We start from the raw sequence: 17,884 nt of genomic DNA on the forward strand, positions 1-17,884 counted from the left end.
CCCGTGATAGCGTGAGTTTGACCATATGGTCAAATCAAGACACCAAAAGCGAGCCAAATCGCAAGCAAACAGGGAAGATGAACATGGCAGCTCCGGCGCAGAATCTCAGGATCAATGGCGACAGGTTGTGGGACAGCCTGATGGAGATGGCCAAGATCGGCCCGGGTGTCGCCGGTGGCAACAATCGCCAGACCCTGACGGATGAAGACGCGGAAGGCCGCGCCCTGTTCCAGAAGTGGTGCGAGGAAGCGGGCTGTACCATGGGGCTTGACCAGATGGGCAACATGTTCGCCCGCCGCGAAGGCACCGACCCGGACGCGCTGCCGGTTTACGTGGGATCGCATCTGGATACGCAGCCGACCGGCGGTAAATACGATGGTGTGCTGGGTGTTCTGGCCGGCCTGGAACTGATCCGGACGCTGAACGACCTGGGGATCAAGACGAAACATCCGATCGTCGCCACCAACTGGACGAATGAAGAAGGCACACGTTACGCACCGGCAATGCTGTCCTCGGGCGTGTTTGCAGGGATGCACACGCAGGATTGGGCATATAACCGCGAAGACGCTGAAGGCAAAAAGTTCGGGGATGAGTTGAACCGGATCGGCTGGCGAGGTGATGAAGAAGTTGGCGCCCGCAAGATGCATGCGTTCTTTGAGTTGCATATCGAACAGGGGCCGATCCTTGAAGCCGAAGGCAAAGATATCGGCGTCGTCACTCATGGTCAGGGGCTGAGTTGGACGCAGATCACGGTAACGGGCAAGGATGCGCATACCGGATCGACACCGATGCCGATGCGCAAGAATGCCGGGCTGGCCATGGCGCGGATCCTGGAGAAGGTCGACGAGATCGCATGGTCTCATGCTCCGCATGCGGTGGGTGCGGCGGGGCATATCGATGTCTACCCGAACTCACGCAATGTGATCCCGGGCAAGGTGGTGTTTACGGTCGATTTCCGCTCGCCCGAGCTGGAGGTGATCACCGACATGGAAAACCGCCTGCGGGTGGCTGCCGAGGATATCGTTGACGAGATGGGCCTTCAGATCGAATTCGAGAAAGTCGGCGGGTTCGATCCGGTGAAATTTGACGATGCTTGCGTGTCGTCCGTGCGAAACGCAGCTGAACGGCTGGGCTATTCGCATACCGATATCATTTCGGGTGCGGGGCATGACGCCTGTTGGATCAACCGGGTTGCTCCGACCGCGATGGTCATGTGCCCTTGTGTTGACGGGCTGAGCCACAATGAGGCCGAGGAAATCAGCAAGGAATGGGCGGCAGCCGGGGCGGATGTTCTGCTGCATGCCGTGGTCGAGACCGCCGAAATCGTGGAATAGGGGGCGCTGCCCCCGTCGCCCCGAGGGCGACTCCCCCGGGATATTTTTGGCCAGATGAAGCAAGCGGCGCAGACCGCATCAGGGAGTTCAAAATGAGTACTGTCATCAAAAACGGAACCGTTGTCACCGCGGATTTGACTTACAAGGCGGACGTATTGGTCGAGGGTGGCGTGATCACCGAAATCGGTATGAACCTGAAGGGGGACAAGGAACTGGACGCCACCGGCTGTTTTGTCATGCCGGGCGGGATTGACCCTCATACCCATCTCGAAATGCCGTTCATGGGCACCTATTCCAGCGATGACTTTGAAAGCGGGACGCGGGCGGCGCTGGCTGGCGGCACGACCATGGTTGTCGATTTTGCACTGCCCAACCCGGGTGAAAGTCTGCTGGATGCGCTGAAACGTTGGGACAACAAGTCGACACGGGCGAATTGTGACTATTCGTTCCATATGGCGGTGACCTGGTGGGGGGAACAGGTGTTCGACGACATCAAAACCGTGATCGAGACGCGCGGCATCAACACCTTCAAGCATTTCATGGCCTACAAGGGCGCGCTGATGGTGAATGATGATGAGTTGTTCGCCTCGTTCAAGCGACTTGCCGAGCTTGGCGGTACCGCCCTGGTACATGCCGAGAACGGGGATGTGGTGGCAGAGCTGAGCGCCAAGCTGCTTGCCGAAGGGAACACCGGCCCCGAAGCACATGCGTATTCCCGCCCGCCGCAGGTGGAAGGCGAAGCCACCAACCGGGCAATCATGATCGCGGACATGGCGGGTGTGCCGCTGTATGTTGTACACACCTCGTGTGAAGAGGCGCACGAAGCCATCCGCCGGGCAAAAATGCAGGGTAAGCGAGTATGGGGAGAGCCCCTGATCCAGCACCTGACATTGGACGAAAGTGAATATTTCAATCAGGATTGGGACCACGCGGCGCGACGGGTCATGAGCCCTCCGTTCCGCAACAAACAGCATCAGGACAGCCTCTGGAATGGCCTGCAATCGGGAACGCTGAGCGTGGTCGCCACCGATCACTGCGCCTTCACAACCGAACAGAAACGTTTTGGTGTTGGGGATTTCACCAAGATCCCGAACGGCACCGGCGGGCTGGAAGACCGGATGCCGATGCTGTGGACCCATGGGGTCAACACTGGACGCCTGACACCGAATGAATTCGTGGCCGTCACTTCAACAAACATTGCCAAGATATTGAATTGCTATCCTAAAAAGGGTGCCATTCTGGTCGGGGCGGATGCTGATCTTGTCGTTTGGGATCCTGAGAAATCCAAAACGATCAGTGCCGGTTCCCAGCAATCCTCGATTGATTACAACGTGTTTGAGGGCAAGGAGGTCAAAGGTCTGCCACGCTTTACCCTGACACGGGGACAGGTGGCGGTGCATGACGGTGAAATCCGCACGCAGGAAGGTCATGGGGGCTTTGTCGCGCGCGAGGCGAACTCTACCGTCAACAAGGCGCTGAGCACCTGGAAAGAGCTGACGGCCCCAAGGCCTGTCGAGCGGACGGGAATTCCGGCGACCGGTGTTTGATCAGTTGGGGCGGCCTTGCCGGCGGCCCTGGCACCACTCTTCTCAAGGCAATAAAATGAACACTGAAAGCACGACCCGGCCCGTCATCGAGGCAAGGCAGCTAGACCTGACATTCCAGACCAACGATGGGCCAGTACACGCCCTCAAGGACGTGAACCTGACAATTGAGAAGGGCGATTTCGTCAGTTTCATCGGTCCGTCCGGTTGTGGCAAAACCACCTTTCTACGCTGTATCGCAGCCCTTGAGACACCTACGGGCGGGACGCTGACCGTCAATGGCATGACGCCTGATGAGGCGCGTCGAAACCGGGCGTATGGGTATGTTTTCCAGGCGGCGGGCCTTTATCCTTGGCGCACAATTGCCAAGAACATAAAACTGCCTCTTGAGATAATGGGATTCACCGCTGTCGAACAGGATGAGCAGGTGAAGAGGGTCCTGGAACTCGTTGATCTGGAAGGGTTTGGCGGAAAGTTTCCCTGGCAGTTGTCGGGCGGGATGCAGCAGAGGGCCAGTATCGCGCGGGCCCTTGCGTTTGACGCGGATATCCTGCTGATGGACGAGCCGTTCGGGGCGCTGGATGAGATCGTGCGGGACCACCTGAACGAGCAGCTTCTTGAGCTCTGGGCGCGGACGGAAAAGACGATCGGATTCGTGACACACTCCATTCCCGAGGCGGTTTACCTGAGCACAAAGATCGTGGTGATGAGCCCGCGGCCCGGGCGGATTGCAGATGTGATTGACAGCCCGCTGCCCAAGGAACGGCCGCTGGATATCCGTGACACTCCGGAATTCATTGAGGTCGCGCATCGCGTCCGAGAAGGTTTGCGGGGTGGGCATTCCAATGACGACTAACCTGAATGCGGATAAAATCCGGCGCGCGGCACCAGGCGATGTGCCAGCCTGTGCCAGGGTTGTTCATGACTGGGTCACGCAAACAGACTGGATGCCCGACGAACTGCCGGTCGATGAACTGGCAAAACTGATCAGCGACGCATTCGACGACCGTGAAATGTGGGTCGCAGGTGATCCGGTCGATTGCTACATGTCAGTGGACCCGACACAGAACAAAATCGGCGCGCTGTATTGCAGCCGGACGGGGCAGGGTATCGGCAAGCGCCTTGTCGACAAGGCAAAAGAGGGCCGGGATTTTCTCTGGCTGACGACGCATCGGCCCAATACGGCGGCGCAACGCTTTTATCGCCGTGAAGGGTTTGAAGTGACGGCCGAGGAACCTCCTGTGCCACCGGATACCGTTCCGGTCTTCAGAATGGAGTGGCGTGCATGAAGCAGGTCATCGCCGTATTCACAGTCATCGCCGCAATTGTTCTGTTCTGGTACGTGGCCTGTATTCCGATGAACATAAAGGGCGTGTTGACCGAACAGGAACGTGCCGGGGCCGTCGTGCAGCCGCCATCCGCCAAGGACCGGCGTGACATGTCCGAGGTTGGTCTTGTTTTGAACAACACTTTCGCCATCCCGGCCACATGGGAACAGGACCGGCCTCGACTGCCGGCCCCGCATCAGGTCACCATCGAGATGTGGGAAACGACGGTCCAGAAAAAGATCACCTCGAAACGGTCACTGATCTATCACGGCTGGGTCACGCTGAGTGCAACGATGCTTGGGTTTGCGATTGGCACCGGGCTGGGAATCCTTCTGGCCGTGGGTATCGTGCATAGCCGTGTGATGGACCTGTCGGTCATGCCATGGGCCATTGTCAGTCAAACCATTCCGATCATCGCGCTGGCGCCGATGATCATTGTGGTGCTGTATTCCGTTGGTATTCAAGGGATCATTCCCAAGGCGATCATATCGGCCTATCTGAGTTTCTTTCCGGTTGTCGTCGGCATGGTCAAAGGATTGCGCAGTCCTGATGCGATGCAGCTGGATTTGTTGCGGACGTATAACGCCAGCCGGTCTCAGGGTTTCTGGAAGCTGCGCCTGCCGGCATCCATGCCGTATCTGTTCACTTCGCTGAAAATCGGGATCGCTGCGTCGCTGGTCGGTGCCATTGTTGGTGAGCTTCCGACAGGGGCTGTTGCCGGTCTGGGCGCGCGGTTGCTTGCTGGCAGCTATTACGGTCAGACGGTACAGATCTGGTCGGCTCTGTTCGCGGCGGCCATTCTGGCGGCGTGCCTGGTCGGGCTGCTGGGGCTGATTGAACGGGCCGTACTGAAACGAATGGGGATGGCGCAATGATACTGGTTTTCTGTGCTGTCCTGCTTTGGCTCTTTGGCTGGTGGTTGAACAGCCGGTTGGCCAGCGGGCCTTACGCCGACACCCGAATGGTGCGGCTTCTGGCCCCGCTGATCTTTGGCCTGACGGTCATCGGGATCTGGGAGCTTCTGGTGCGCGGGCTTGAGGTTCCACTGGTCATCCTGCCAGCGCCATCGGTGATTGCGGTGCGGTTTGCGGACAGCCTTCCGATCCTGTGGGCTGACTTTGTGCAGACCATCATCAAGGGCGCGCTCAGCGGCTATGTCATCGGGTGCATTGCCGCCTTTCTGATGGCGATTGCCGTGGACCGCTGGGATTTCCTGCGCCTGGGCCTGTTGCCGGTCGGCAATTTCGTGGCCGCCCTGCCGATTGTCGGAACCGCCCCCATCCTGGTGATGTGGTTCGGGTTCGACTGGCACTCCAAGGCGGCGGTGGTGGTTGTGATGGTGTTCTTTCCGATGCTCGTCAACACCGTGGCCGGGCTACGTGAAGCCACCTCGATGCAACGCGATCTGATGGAGACCTATGCCGCAACCTATTGGCAGAGCTTTTTGAAGCTGCGACTGCCTGCGGCGATGCCCTTCATTTTCAACGGGCTGAAGATTTCCACCACTTTGGCGCTGATCGGCGCTATCGTGGCCGAGTTCTTCGGCTCGCCGACACTTGGTATGGGGTTCCGGATCTCAACCAGTGTCGGGCAACTGTCGTTGGACATGGTCTGGGCCGAAATCGTTGTTGCGGCACTCGCAGGTACAGCCTTTTATGGTCTGGTGGCGGGGATCGAAAAAGTGGTGACCTTCTGGCACCCGTCACAGCGCGGATAAAACAAAGAAATCAACAGACCCCGAAATTGGGGCACAACAAGCAACTAGGAGAAATGAAGATGAACAAGCTACTCAGCGGGGCGGTTGCCGCCTTTGGTCTGGCAGCCAGTGCGGCGCTGGCGGCGGATGAGGTGACATTGCAACTGAAATGGGTCACGCAAGCACAATTCGCGGGCTATTACGTTGCCAAGGACAAGGGCTTTTATGAAGAAGAGGGGCTGGACGTCACCATTCTGCCCGGCGGGCCTGATATCGCTCCGACACAGGTGATTGCAGGCGGTGGCGCCGATGTCACCGTCGAATGGATGCCCGCCGCGCTTGCTGCCCGTGAAAAAGGGCTGCCGCTGGTGAATATCGCGCAACCGTTCAAAAGCTCTGGCATGATGCTGACCTGCTGGAAAGACGCCGGGATATCGTCGCCCGAGGACCTCAAGAACCGCACGCTGGGTGTCTGGTTCTTTGGCAACGAGTTTCCCTTCATGAGCTGGATGAGCCAGTTGGGCATCAGCACCGATGGCAAAAGCGAAAACGGCGTGGAAGTTCTGAAACAGGGCTTCAACGTCGACCCGTTGCTTCAGCGTCAGGCGGATTGCATCAGCACCATGACCTACAATGAATACTGGCAGGTCATCGATGCCGGTGTCAGCCCGGATGAGCTGGTGACCTTCAAATACGAAGACCAGGGCGTGGCGACGCTGGAAGACGGTCTTTACGTTCTGGAAGAGAACCTAAGCGATGCGGCTTTCGTCGACAAGATGGAGCGGTTCGTTCGCGCGTCGATGAAGGGTTGGAAATATGCCGAGGAGAACCCGGACGAAGCGGCGGAAATCGTTCTGGAAAACGATGCAACCGGTGCTCAGACGGAAGAGCACCAAAAGCGTATGATGGGTGAGATAGCCAAGTTGACCGCAGGGTCGAACGGCGCGCTGGACCCGGCTGATTTCGAACGCACCGTCAACACATTGCTGGCAGGCGGGTCTGATCCGGTTATCACCAAAACGCCTGAAGGGGCCTGGACGCATCAGATCACTGATGCAGCATTGAACTGACGTACGCCGTCAATTCGAAAAATTACAGCGCGGTCCCAAACGGGGCCGCGTTTTTCATTTTGAATGCCGGATATGTGTCTGTACTCGATTTGAAAACAGAGTAGTATTTACCTGTAAACGAACGCATTTCATACGAAATGTGAAGTCAATGGGAAGAAATGCAGGGATTTGCATCAGAATTCAGCTCTGCAATCGCGCTGATCTTTGAGGGAGACTCAGAGCTGTGGGCGATTGTGCTGTTGTCCCTGAAAGTATCCGTGTTTGCGGTTCTGATTTCTGCCCTGATCGGCATGCCCGTCGGCGCCGCCCTGGCCGTGGCCAGGTTTCCGGGGCGGCGGATGCTGATCGTTCTGATGAATGCCTTGATGGGGTTCCCGCCCGTGGTCGTGGGGCTGCTGGTCTATCTGATGCTGTCCCGCTCCGGCCCGTTGGGTGTGCTCGAGCTTTTGTATACCCCGACGGCCATGATCATTGCTCAGGTCGTGTTGGTCACTCCCATTATCGCGGCATTGACCCGGCAGGTGGTCGAAATGCTGGCCGAGGAATATTCCGAACAGCTGCGATCACTGGGCGTGTCACGGCTGGCATCGGTCCCTGTGCTGCTGTGGGATGCACGGCTGGCATTGGTTACGGCCTTGCTTGCGGGGTTCGGGCGCGCCATTGCCGAGGTGGGCGCGGTGATCATCGTGGGCGGCAACATCAACCATGTGACGCGCGTGATGACGACGACGATCGCGCTGGAAACCTCGAAAGGAAATCTGGCGCTGGCACTGGCCTTGGGGGCAATCTTGATCGGGATCGCGGTGGCCGTGAACGCGATGGTCAGCGCGGTCAGCCTGCGGGCCGAACAGGAAGGGGTGCGTCATGCGTGACCTGCTCTGCGACATGGTGAATTGCCTGAAGGTCGAGAACCTGCAAATCCGCAGTAATGGCAAGGCGTTGTTGGAGGTCTCGTCATTGGATCTGGATGGGCCGGGACCAACCTTGATTCTTGGCCCCAACGGTGCAGGCAAAAGCCTGTTGCTGCGCTGTCTGCACGGGCTGATCACGCCGGATCGGGGGCGGGTCGTCCAGGATGGAAAACCGCTTGGCGCGGCACAGAAAGCCCGCCAGGCCATGGTATTTCAGAAACCGGTTCTGCTGCGTCGATCGGTTGCGGCAAACCTTGACTTCGTTCTCAAGCGTCAAGGCATGGGGCGAACGGCTCGTAAGGTCCGTATCGCCGAATTGCTGACCGAAGGAGGGCTGGACGGAAAGGCCAGACAACCCGCGCGGTCATTGTCCGGAGGGGAGGCGCAGCGATTGGCGATTCTCCGAGCGCTGGCATTGAACCCCGAGACCTTGTTTCTGGACGAGCCCACCAGCGCACTGGATCCAAGCGCGACCCAGATGATCGAACGAATGATATTGCGGGCGTCGGCTCGGGCTGTGCGGATCGTGATGGTGACGCATGATATCGGTCAGGCACGCCGTTTGGCCTCGGACGTGGTCATGATGCAGGGCGGACATGTCGTGGAACACGGTACGGCAAAACAGGTTTTGGAATCTCCCCAAAGCGATGCGTCGCGCCGCTATTTGGCAGGCGGATTGGTAACCTGAAAAAGAGAAAGAGGAGAGTGTGATGTTCCGGAAACCAATTCGGGCAGCGGTGATAGCTTTGGGCCTGTTGACCAGCGCGGTTTCAGCAGAAGAACCATTTATTGTGGTGCAGTCGACAACGTCAACGCAGAACTCGGGACTGTTGGATTACATCCTGCCGTGGTTCGAAGCCGAATCAGGTGTCGATGTCCGTGTTGTGGCAGTGGGCACCGGTCAGGCCATTCGCAACGCCATCAACGGGGACGGGGATGTTCTTTTGGTTCACTCCAAACCGGCCGAGGAGAAATTCGTTGCTGACGGTTGGGGCGTGGAGCGGAAGGATTTGATGTACAATGATTTCGTTCTGGTCGGCCCCAAGTCTGACCCTGCCGGAATTCGCGGCGGCGCCGATGTTTTGGCCGCGCTCTCAAAAATCGCCGAGGCGGAAGCGCCGTTTGCATCACGCGGTGACGACAGCGGAACGCACAAGGCCGAACTGGGCTATTGGTCCGCGGCCGGGCTGGACCCTGCCGACGCCTCGGGTACGTGGTATCGAGAAACCGGATCTGGCATGGGGGCGACCCTCAATGTGGCCGGTGGAATGGATGCCTACACGCTGACGGATCGGGCCACGTGGTTGTCTTTTGGAAACCGGGGAAACCTTGACGTTCTGGTCGAAGGGGATCCGCGCCTGTTCAATCAATACGGCGTGATCCTCGTGAATCCCGAAAAGCACGCGCATGTGCGGGCGGCAGCCGGCCAACGTTTCATCGACTGGCTGACGGGGCCGGACGGGCAGGAGGCGATCGCGTCGTTCAGGCTGGACGGGCAGCAGGTGTTCTTTCCGAACGCCGACTAAGCCGGCCTGTGACGGGCGTATCCTAACAAGGTAAAAGGCGGGCGAGGGGTCATCCGCTGGCACCGTTGTGGTGTATCGTGCCCAGGCCCGACAGGTCGTAGCCACCGAATTCACGGGCCCTTTGGGCAAATTGATCCGAGCGCAGCAGAGTTATCAGTTTTTGCATTGGCGGATCAAAATATGACCTGCGCCAAACCGCCAGATCCAGCCTTTCGGAATGGGTGGGGACGAAACCCAGGTTGTAAAGCCCTGCCAAAGCACCCAGCCCGAAGCCGGCCTCGGCCTTTTCGCCGTGAAGGGCGATGGCCAGTTCTTCTTCGGTGCGCGCGCAGCCGGGGGTTACGTCCAGATCGTCTCGGCTCATGCCATGGGCTTCCAGCTGGCTATCGAAGAGGTGTTGGCTGGCCGCACTGTCCTGACGCATGATCACGCGGCGCGATTTGAGATCCTTGAACGTTTTGATATCCGATATGCCCGGGGCAAGAAGCAGCCCGCGCTTGCGCCGGGCGACTTCGTACAGCACCACCGGCCCTTCGCCCAAGGCGTCCCGCAGGGATTTTTCGTTGAACCCTCCGTCTTCGTGGATGTGCAACACAGCCGCCTGTGCGCTGCGTTCGCTCAGCCGTGTCAGCCCGTCAAAGGAGCCGTCGTAATAGGTGGCAAGCCCCGATCCGCTTTCACGCAGCGCCCAATCCAGCAGGGGATCGTGGCTGCCGGCAACAATCTGTGGCAGGGGCGGTTCGGCGACCTGCGGACCGGATCGCGACGCGTTGAGCCAGGCAATGATTTCGGCCCGCGGGAACAGCAGCTTGCCCATGGCGCGTACACAGGGCACCTCGCCCGAGGCGGCAAGATCATAAGCTTTGCGCTCGCCGATGCGCAGCAGATCGGCCAGTTCGCGGGTGGTCAGGTAGTGCGACATTCAGTCGAGGCGCACGGCAGAGCCGGACGTGGCGTCGGCGGCGGTGAACCCGATCCGATCCAGCACGGCAGGGGCTGCCACGGCAATGACGACCATTGCGGCGACCGCGGCAAGAAAGGCTTTCATGGTCTCCTCCAGTTCAGTTCCGGGCGCTTGTTGCGCGGCGCAGAAAAGCAATAAGATCCTGACGATCCTGAGCTTGTGTAATTCGCTGCATCGGCATCTTGGACCCTGGAATGTAATGGTCAGGCCCTTCGTCGAAAAGAGCATTTATTGTTTCGTCATTCCAAATGATATCAGAGCCTTGCAGCGTATCCGAGTACAAATATCCCGGTAACGTGCCCGCGCGTCTGCCGAAAACCCCGTGCAAGGAGGGACCTGCGCGGCGTTGGCTGTCGGGTGTCAGGCTGTGACAGATCGAGCATTTCCGCGCGAACTGACGCTCACCATTGTCCATCTCGTCGGGGTTTTGCAGAAAACTCGGCTCGGCAGAAGCCATCTGTTGCCGGTCGGACAAGGTGGTGACTGGCCAACTGTACATGGCCTCGTCAATTCCGCCCGCATGGATGTTTTCACCATCGACCGAAAAGGCCAGGGCCCAGACTGGCCCCCGCAACGTTGCGCGAAAGTCCTGCGCGATGCGCCAGTCCGAGGTATCGATGACCATGATATAGCCTTCACCGTCGCCCACGGCCAGAAACCGACGATCCGGGCTGAGCGCCAAGGCAAGGATCGGGCGACGATCCAGAGTGAAATCGCGTTCTTCACCGGTGGAAAGGTCCAGTATTCGGGTCACTCCGTCAACGGCACCGTAAGCGATCCAGTTGTCCTGTTCATTCAGGACCAGTTCGTTGATGCCGAACCCGTGTTCGATGAGCCGGGTGATCTCTTGTCCACTCCTTACGTCCCAAATGCGCAGCGATCCATCCATGCCCGCTGAATAAAGCTGTGTGCCGTCTGAAGAAAACACCACGGCGTTCACACCGCTTCCGGTCGGCCCAAGAGTTGTGGGGGCAGTTCCGTTCACGGGCCAAACCCCAATCGTTCCGTCCCAACTGGCGGTTGCGACGTGGGTCTTGGACGCTGCCAAACCCACGATCTTGCCCTGATGTCGCCCAACCACGTCGCCGCCGGGCCACTTGCGCAGGGTGAAGTCATCTCCGGCCGAGTAGATGGCCGTGCCATTGAAGGCAACGGCGTTCACGGCGGCTTCGTGACCTTCCAGCCATTCGGGGGTCCGATCAGCCCAGAGCCCGACGGAATTGTCGAAGCTGGCTGTTGCGATCCGCCCGTCCGGGGCTGTGGCGATCCCCATGATTGGGCCGCCGTGTCCCTTGAGTGTGAAGAATTCGGCCAAGGCGGGCAGAGGGATCAGCGCCAGGGCCAGAACCAGCCCCCGCATCTATTCAGCAGGCGAGGCGGCGGTTTTGCCTGCCTCTTTTTCCTGAACTTCTTCCAGCCACAAAGAGTGGTGTTCACGGGCCCATTGTTCTTCGACCTCGCCGGTGCCCATGGCGTCAAAGGCGCCCTCCATTCCGACAGAGCCGAGATAGATATGCGCCACGATGATCGCAATGAACACATAAGCAACCATCACGTGCCAGACTTGGGCATATTGCATTTCTTCCTGCGGCGACATCTGCACCGGCAGGTTCAGGCCCATCATTTGCGGAATACCGGTCGAATTGGCGATCTGGAAGGTTTTGGCAAACAAGGGCATCTCGAACGGGAACAGCAGCGACAGACCCGACAGGCTGATCGAGACGCCCAGCAGGATGCAGGCCCAGAATATGATTTTTTGTCCGGCGTTGAACTTCTTTGCCGGTGGGTGGCTGTTTTTGGTGAACAACCCGCCACCTGCGGCCAGCCATTTCAGATCGACGCGGTTGGGGATGTTGTGGGCAATCCAGTTTACCGTGACGATGATCAGGCCCAGCATAAAGGCCCAGGCCAGATTGTTGTGCAACCACTTGCAGCCCTGCGCGAGGGTCGCAAAGCCCTCTTTCCCGAAAACCGGAATCAGGAAGTCGCGCCCATAAAGCGTCAGCAGGCCCGTGATGCCAAGGATCAGGAATGACCCGGCAAACAGCCAGTGGCCGAAGCGCTCGAACCCGTTGAAACGCGTGACCGTGCGTCCGGTTTTCTCGCCGTCGATGCGAATCTTGCCGCGGATCAGGAAAAACAACAGGATAATGCCCAGCATCCCGGCAATGACATAGGTGCCGTATTCGCGCAGCGGTCCGGTGCGGAAGGTCAGCCACCACATGCCGCCATCCTGAATCAGCACGCTGTCTGCCGGACCATGAGAAGACACCGTCACATCAGCCGAGCCATAGCGCAAAGCGCGATACACGTCACTGTCCGAGGCCACACCGCGCGTGCCAAGCTGACCCAGCAACCCCTCTGCATTGCCCTGACCTGTGTTCTCGGAACGATAGCTGTTGTCGACGGTTTCACCACGCTGCCGGGCGAGAATGTCTTCCAGGGTTGTTGCTCCACCGGTCGAGGTGCGCTCATCTGCCGTGGGTTCAGAGGTCTCTTGCGCCCATGCGGCTCCGGTCAGAAAAATCGAAACCAGCAGATACTGGATCAGACGCATAGGGGTATCCTCCTGTGCAATTTCATATCAGCGGTCAAACCCGCCAATTTGCTGGTGAAAGACGGCGCCGACCGGTGCGAGCGCTTCGCGAAGATCATCCTTGGCCGGACCATACACGTCCAACCCCACTGGCGTCAGAAGGGCCAGAAACCGTTCAGCAAAATTGGCACCGAAGTTTTGCATATGTATCATGGCATCTTCGGAACTGGCGTAGCGTTCGAAGATATGGACGGCCGAACCGGTCATGTGCCAATCATAGCTTCTGGCGCCGGTCTCGTGCTGCGTGGCCGTGACCATTTCTGCCATAAGCGCTTCGAACTCATCCTTTTTATCCAGATCAAGGTCAAGCTTCAGCAGCCAGTAAACATCATTGGTCATGCGTGCCTCTCAAATATGTTTGGTGTGACGTTTCAGGAAACGGATCCCCGATCACATCACCTGAAAAGCCCCCCGCAAAGGGCGGGAGGCTGTTTTTTCAAGGCCGGACTTCAGCCGTCTTTCTGGTCGTAGGCCGTGCCCCAACCCCAGGCGCCCGAACCGAAACCGCGCGCCACGACGCGTTCGCGGTAAACTGCGGAAACCACGTCGCCGTCACCGGCGAGCAGGGCCTTGGTGGAACACATCTCGGCGCAGATGGGCAGCTTGCCCTCGGCGATCCGGTTGCGACCGTATTTGGCGAACTCTGCGGTCGAGTGCGTTTCCTCAGGGCCGCCGGCGCAGAAGGTACATTTGTCCATCTTGCCGCGCGATCCGAAGTTACCCGCCTGTGGATATTGCGGCGCGCCGAAGGGGCACGCATAGAAGCAATAGCCGCAGCCAATGCACAGGTCCTTGGAGTGCAGGACGACCCCTTCTTCGTTCTGATAGAAGCAGTCGACCGGGCACACCGCCATGCAGGGCGCATCCGAACAATGCATACAGGCGACCGAGATCGAGCGTTCGCCCGGGTTGCCGTCATTGATCGTCACCACCCGGCGGCGATTGATGCCCCACGGCACCTCGTGTTCGTTCTTGCACGCGGTTACGCAGGCGTTGCACTCGATGCAGCGTTCAGCGTCGCAGAGAAACTTTGCTCTAGCCATTTGTCGTCCTCCTTACGCTGCCCAGATCTTGCAGAGAGTCGCCTTGGTCTCCTGCATCTGGGTCACTGAATCATAGCCATAGGTCTGGGCGGTGTTGGTGCTTTCACCCAGCACATAGGGGTCTGCACCAGCGGGGTATTTCTCCCTCAGGTCCTCGCCCTGGAAATGGCCGCCGAAGTGGAACGGCATGAAGGCCACGCCGGCACCGACCCTGTTGGTCAGCATTGCCATCACCTTGACCTTTCCGCCCTCGGGACCCTCGACCCAGACCTGTGATCCGTCCCGAATACCAAGGTTGTTGGCGTCGCGCGGATTGATCTCGACGAACATGTCCTGCTGAAGCTCGGCCAGCCACGGGTTCGACCGGGTTTCATCACCGCCGCCTTCATACTCGACCAGACGACCTGATGTCAGGATTATCGGGTAATCCTTTGAAAAGTCGTTCTTTTGAATCGATGCGTAAAGGGTGGGCAGGCGATAGGCCTGACGGTCCTCGTAGGTCGGATAGTCGGCCACCAGATCGCGCCGGTTCGTATAGAGCGGTTCGCGATGCAGCGGGATCGGATCCGGGAAGGTCCAGACAACCGCGCGGGCCTTGGCGTTCCCGAAGGGCGCACAGCCATGTGCGATCGCGACCCGCTGGATACCGCCGGACAGGTCGGTTTTCCAGTTGGTCTTTGGCCCCGCCACGGCGTCGATGGCCGCGCGTTCCTCGGCCGTCAGATCACCGTCCCAGCCAAGATCCATCAGCATCTGCATCGTAAACTCAGGGTATCCATCCTGAATTTCCGATCCAACGCTATAGACCCCTTCGGCCAGCAGGTTGTCGCCGTCGCGCTCCACACCGAAACGGGCACGGAAGGTCAGGCCGCCTTCGGCCACCGGTTTGGACATGTCATAGAGGTTCGGTGTCCCCGTATGGCCCATTTCCGGTGTGCCCCAGCACGGCCACGGCAGACCGTAGTATTCGCCGTCGTTTGGTCCACCAATGGCTTGCAACGTGGTTCTGTCGAACGTGTGCTGGTTGGCCATATGGCTTTTCAGACGTTCCGGCGACTGACCGGTATAGCCGATGGTCCAGAGGCCCGCGTTGAACTCGCGCGTGATGCTTTCAACATTCGGGGTTTCGGGGTCTTCCATCTCGATATTGCGGAAGAACCGATCCGCCCAGCCGAACTTGTTGGCGAACTTGGCCATGATGACCTCGTCCGGCAGACTTTCGAACAGCGGGTCAACCACCTTGTCACGCCATTGCAGCGAACGGTTCGACGCCGTGACCGAGCCACGCGTTTCGAACTGCGTACAGGCCGGCAGCAGGTAAACGCCATCGGTGCGGTCATGCAGAACGGCAGAAACGGTGGGATACGGGTCGATCACGACCAGCATGTCCAGCTTCTCCATCGCCGTCTTCATTTCCGTCATCCGGGTCTGCGAGTTGGGCGCGTGGCCCCACAGAACCATGGCGCGGACATTGTTGTCCTGATCCATGTTCGCCGGGTCTTCCAGAACACCGTCGATCCAGCGGGAAACCGGGATGCCGCGCTCGTTCTGCAACGGCTTGTCCTTGCCGTCCTTGTCCTTGATCGTGGCGAATTGACCGGCCAGCCACTCCGGGTCTTCTCCCCAGACGCGGGCCCAGTGACCCCATGCGCCTGCGGACAGGCCATAATAGCCGGGCAGGGTGTGGGACAGAACACCAAGGTCGGTTGCGCCCTGAACGTTGTCATGGCCGCGGAAGATGTTGGTGCCTCCGCCCGAGGTTCCCATGTTGCCCAAAGCAAGCTGAAGTACGCAATAGGCGCGGGTGTTGTTGTTGCCGTTGGTGTGCTGGGTGCCGCCCATGCACCAGACAACCGTACCCGGACGGTTGTTGGCCATCGTGCGGGCAACACGCTTCAACTGCGACCCCGGAGTACCGGTGACGCGTTCCACCTCGTCCGGATTCCACTTGGCAACTTCTTCGCGGATCTGATCCATGCCCCAGACGCGGGTGCGGATGAACTCTTTGTCTTCCCAACCGTTATCGAAGATGTGCCAGAGGATACCCCAGATCAGCGCAACATCTGTGCCGGGGCGGAAACGGACATATTCATCCGCATGCGCCGCGGTGCGTGTAAAGCGCGGGTCGCAGACGATCAGTGGCGCGTTGTTCTGCTCTTTTGCGCGCAGAATATGCAGCAGCGAGACGGGATGCGCCTCGGCCGGGTTGCCGCCGATGATGAAGATCGCCTTGCTGTTGTGCATGTCGTTGTAGCTGTTGGTCATGGCGCCGTAGCCCCATGTATTCGCAACACCCGCAACGGTGGTCGAGTGGCAGATACGGGCCTGATGGTCCACGTTGTTCGTGCCCCAATAGGCCGCGAACTTGCGGAACAGATAGGCCTGTTCGTTGTTGTGCTTGGCGGAACCCAACCAGTATACGCTGTCTGGCCCGGATTCTTCGCGGATGCTCATCATGCCGTCGCCGATCTCGTTGATCGCCTCTTCCCAGCTGATGCGCTTCCACTCTCCGCCTTCCTTTTTCATCGGATATTTAAGGCGGCGTTCGCCATGGGCGTGCTCGCGAACCGATGCCCCTTTGGCGCAGTGTGCACCCAGGTTGAACGGGCTGTCCCAACCGGGTTCCTGCCCGATCCAGACCCCATTCTGAACTTCGGCAACGACCGTACAGCCGACCGAGCAATGCGTGCAGACGGATTTGATATTTTCAACGGCTTGGTTTGCCGCTGTCTGGGCACTGGCTGGTGTCACGGTTCCACCCGTGGCGCTGATCGCGGCGAGGCCGCCGATCGTCAGGCCCGAGCCACGCAGAAATGCGCGGCGATCGACGGTTTTCTCGCCGACCTGGGACAGGATACTTGTCCGCTGGGGGCGTTTCGCAACCCCGTTGGTCTTTTTCCTAAGCATTTGTTTCCTCCCTTGCGCGCCGTGTATGCCACGGCTGGCTTGGTACTGCTGAAGCCGACGTCGGGGCCAATCGCAACCGTCAGTCGGGTGTGAAAACGTCCGATCCTAGAACCGGGTGCTCTCGATGTAGGCGCGCGTATGCGCGGTATCCTGAATGCGGGTATCGTCTGTCGGCAGTTCGGCCGCTTCGGCTTTCCCGGTCAGGCTGGCGGTGGCAACGGCAGCTGGTGCTGCGGTTCCGGCCAGTTTGAGGAAGTCGCGGCGTGTGGCGCCTTCTTCCTTGGTCTTGCTCATGGGCTCCTCCTGTCCCAATTGCGGTTTGGTGCCCACAGGGCACCGGCGATGTGCGGGCTACCCCGCCGTCATCCGGAACGCTTCGCGCTCGATCTCCATGAACACCCGACCGGCGGTGCCGACGGATGCATAGAGAACCGAGTTCTCGGCAGCTTCCAAATCCGAATAGAAATGTGCGGCCCAGGGGCCGATATGTTTGTTCCAGAACGCTTTCTGGTCACCAAGGGATGCCGGGCCGCCAAAACGCCCAACGATCATGCCTGCCATCATCTCCATCAATGAGGCGATGTTGTCCTCGGGCTCAAACACGTTCTGGGCGCGTGTGATCCCACGCACCGCCATGTCATTGCGAAGCTGCGCCAAAGGTTTCTCGTTCAGGAAGCCCGTGAGGTAGAAGCTGGCATAGGGCAGCAATTCGCCCCGACCCAAACCGATGAACAATGCATTGAATTCCCGTTCAGCGGCGGCGGGCTTGGTGACCTTGGCGACCCGCGCCATGGCTTGGATGGCCTGACCAAGATCAGTGTCATCACCGCTGAGGCCCGCCATTTGATCCAGCAGCATCTGGTCGGGCGGGCCGGCGAGCAGCAAGCCCAGAAAGTTGTAGAAATCCGCGCGCAGGCGATCCTCGGCTGAAACGTCCAGAGCGTGCGCGTCACTTGTGGTCATTC

The 17,884-nt window shown here is 59.2% G+C and carries 19 protein-coding genes; 10 read left to right on the plus strand and 9 right to left on the minus strand.

The genetic code is table 11. The annotated features are described in order from the left end of the window. Window positions 1-83 precede the first annotated feature (83 nt). The 10 genes from NOR97_RS05995 to NOR97_RS06040 all read left to right on the plus strand — a co-directional run bounded on the left by NOR97_RS05995 (window position 84) and on the right by NOR97_RS06040 (window position 9,409). Window positions 84-1,334 carry a Zn-dependent hydrolase gene (locus NOR97_RS05995; protein WP_257600537.1) on the plus strand — a complete coding sequence of 417 codons (1,251 nt, stop codon included), beginning with the start codon at window positions 84-86 and terminating at the stop codon, window positions 1,332-1,334. A 92-nt stretch (window positions 1,335-1,426) separates the two neighbouring features. Further along, window positions 1,427-2,881 carry a dihydropyrimidinase gene (gene hydA, locus NOR97_RS06000; RefSeq protein WP_257600538.1) on the plus strand — a complete coding sequence of 485 codons (1,455 nt, stop codon included), beginning with the start codon at window positions 1,427-1,429 and terminating at the stop codon, window positions 2,879-2,881. Window positions 2,882-2,936: 55 nt separating this feature from the next. Next, window positions 2,937-3,734, plus strand: a complete 798-nt coding sequence (locus tag NOR97_RS06005) for an ABC transporter ATP-binding protein (protein WP_257600539.1) — start codon at window positions 2,937-2,939, stop codon at window positions 3,732-3,734. Continuing rightward, a complete protein-coding gene (locus tag NOR97_RS06010) occupies window positions 3,724-4,167 on the plus strand; it encodes a GNAT family N-acetyltransferase (RefSeq protein WP_257600540.1) in 444 nt (147 codons plus the stop codon). The genes NOR97_RS06005 and NOR97_RS06010 overlap by 11 nt, the downstream gene beginning before the upstream one ends. Then, complete coding sequence (locus tag NOR97_RS06015; protein ID WP_257600541.1) at window positions 4,164-5,081, plus strand: ABC transporter permease; 918 nt, start codon at window positions 4,164-4,166, stop codon at window positions 5,079-5,081. Before NOR97_RS06010 ends, NOR97_RS06015 begins: the two co-directional genes overlap by 4 nt. Beyond that, window positions 5,078-5,923 (plus strand): ABC transporter permease, encoded by an 846-nt coding sequence (locus NOR97_RS06020; protein ID WP_171168553.1) that lies wholly within the window; start codon window positions 5,078-5,080, stop codon window positions 5,921-5,923. The genes NOR97_RS06015 and NOR97_RS06020 overlap by 4 nt, the downstream gene beginning before the upstream one ends. Before the next feature lie 59 nt (window positions 5,924-5,982). After that, window positions 5,983-6,972 carry an ABC transporter substrate-binding protein gene (locus tag NOR97_RS06025; RefSeq protein ID WP_257600542.1) on the plus strand — a complete coding sequence of 330 codons (990 nt, stop codon included), beginning with the start codon at window positions 5,983-5,985 and terminating at the stop codon, window positions 6,970-6,972. 158 nt (window positions 6,973-7,130) lie between these two features. Further along, window positions 7,131-7,844 carry an ABC transporter permease gene (locus NOR97_RS06030; RefSeq protein WP_257600543.1) on the plus strand — a complete coding sequence of 238 codons (714 nt, stop codon included), beginning with the start codon at window positions 7,131-7,133 and terminating at the stop codon, window positions 7,842-7,844. Continuing rightward, the gene (locus NOR97_RS06035) at window positions 7,837-8,571 is read left to right on the plus strand and encodes an ATP-binding cassette domain-containing protein (RefSeq protein WP_170344667.1); all 735 of its coding nucleotides are present in this window, start codon (window positions 7,837-7,839) and stop codon (window positions 8,569-8,571) included. Before NOR97_RS06030 ends, NOR97_RS06035 begins: the two co-directional genes overlap by 8 nt. A 22-nt stretch (window positions 8,572-8,593) precedes the next feature. Beyond that, window positions 8,594-9,409, plus strand: a complete 816-nt coding sequence (locus NOR97_RS06040; RefSeq protein WP_257600544.1) for a substrate-binding domain-containing protein — start codon at window positions 8,594-8,596, stop codon at window positions 9,407-9,409. A gap of 49 nt (window positions 9,410-9,458) precedes the next feature. On the opposite strand, the gene NOR97_RS06045 is transcribed toward NOR97_RS06040, so the two are convergent. The 9 genes from NOR97_RS06045 to NOR97_RS06085 form a co-directional block, all read right to left on the minus strand. Continuing rightward, window positions 9,459-10,331 carry a helix-turn-helix transcriptional regulator gene (locus NOR97_RS06045; RefSeq protein WP_171725235.1) on the minus strand — a complete coding sequence of 291 codons (873 nt, stop codon included), beginning with the start codon at window positions 10,329-10,331 and terminating at the stop codon, window positions 9,459-9,461. Further along, window positions 10,332-10,457: a hypothetical protein gene (locus NOR97_RS06050; protein ID WP_256367494.1), complete on the minus strand. Its 126-nt coding sequence runs from the start codon at window positions 10,455-10,457 to the stop codon at window positions 10,332-10,334. Window positions 10,458-10,470: 13 nt separating this feature from the next. Next, window positions 10,471-11,733, minus strand: coding sequence for a c-type cytochrome (locus NOR97_RS06055; protein WP_257600545.1), 1,263 nt, complete (start codon window positions 11,731-11,733; stop codon window positions 10,471-10,473). Then, window positions 11,734-12,930: a formate dehydrogenase subunit gamma gene (locus NOR97_RS06060; RefSeq protein ID WP_257600546.1), complete on the minus strand. Its 1,197-nt coding sequence runs from the start codon at window positions 12,928-12,930 to the stop codon at window positions 11,734-11,736. 27 nt (window positions 12,931-12,957) lie between these two features. Beyond that, complete coding sequence (locus tag NOR97_RS06065) at window positions 12,958-13,308, minus strand: putative quinol monooxygenase (protein WP_257600547.1); 351 nt, start codon at window positions 13,306-13,308, stop codon at window positions 12,958-12,960. Between the two features lie 110 nt (window positions 13,309-13,418). After that, window positions 13,419-14,012: a formate dehydrogenase FDH3 subunit beta gene (fdh3B, locus tag NOR97_RS06070; protein ID WP_010439472.1), complete on the minus strand. Its 594-nt coding sequence runs from the start codon at window positions 14,010-14,012 to the stop codon at window positions 13,419-13,421. Window positions 14,013-14,024: 12 nt separating this feature from the next. Further along, window positions 14,025-16,919 (minus strand): formate dehydrogenase subunit alpha, encoded by a 2,895-nt coding sequence (locus NOR97_RS06075; RefSeq protein WP_257600548.1) that lies wholly within the window; start codon window positions 16,917-16,919, stop codon window positions 14,025-14,027. Between the two features lie 105 nt (window positions 16,920-17,024). Next, the gene (locus tag NOR97_RS06080; protein WP_257600549.1) at window positions 17,025-17,213 is read right to left on the minus strand and encodes a twin-arginine translocation signal domain-containing protein; all 189 of its coding nucleotides are present in this window, start codon (window positions 17,211-17,213) and stop codon (window positions 17,025-17,027) included. Between the two features lie 57 nt (window positions 17,214-17,270). Beyond that, window positions 17,271-17,882 (minus strand): molecular chaperone, encoded by a 612-nt coding sequence (locus tag NOR97_RS06085; protein ID WP_257600550.1) that lies wholly within the window; start codon window positions 17,880-17,882, stop codon window positions 17,271-17,273. Window positions 17,883-17,884 lie beyond the last annotated feature (2 nt).

This window comes from Ruegeria sp. YS9 (assembly GCF_024628725.1).
Lineage (GTDB): Bacteria > Pseudomonadota > Alphaproteobacteria > Rhodobacterales > Rhodobacteraceae > Ruegeria > Ruegeria atlantica_C.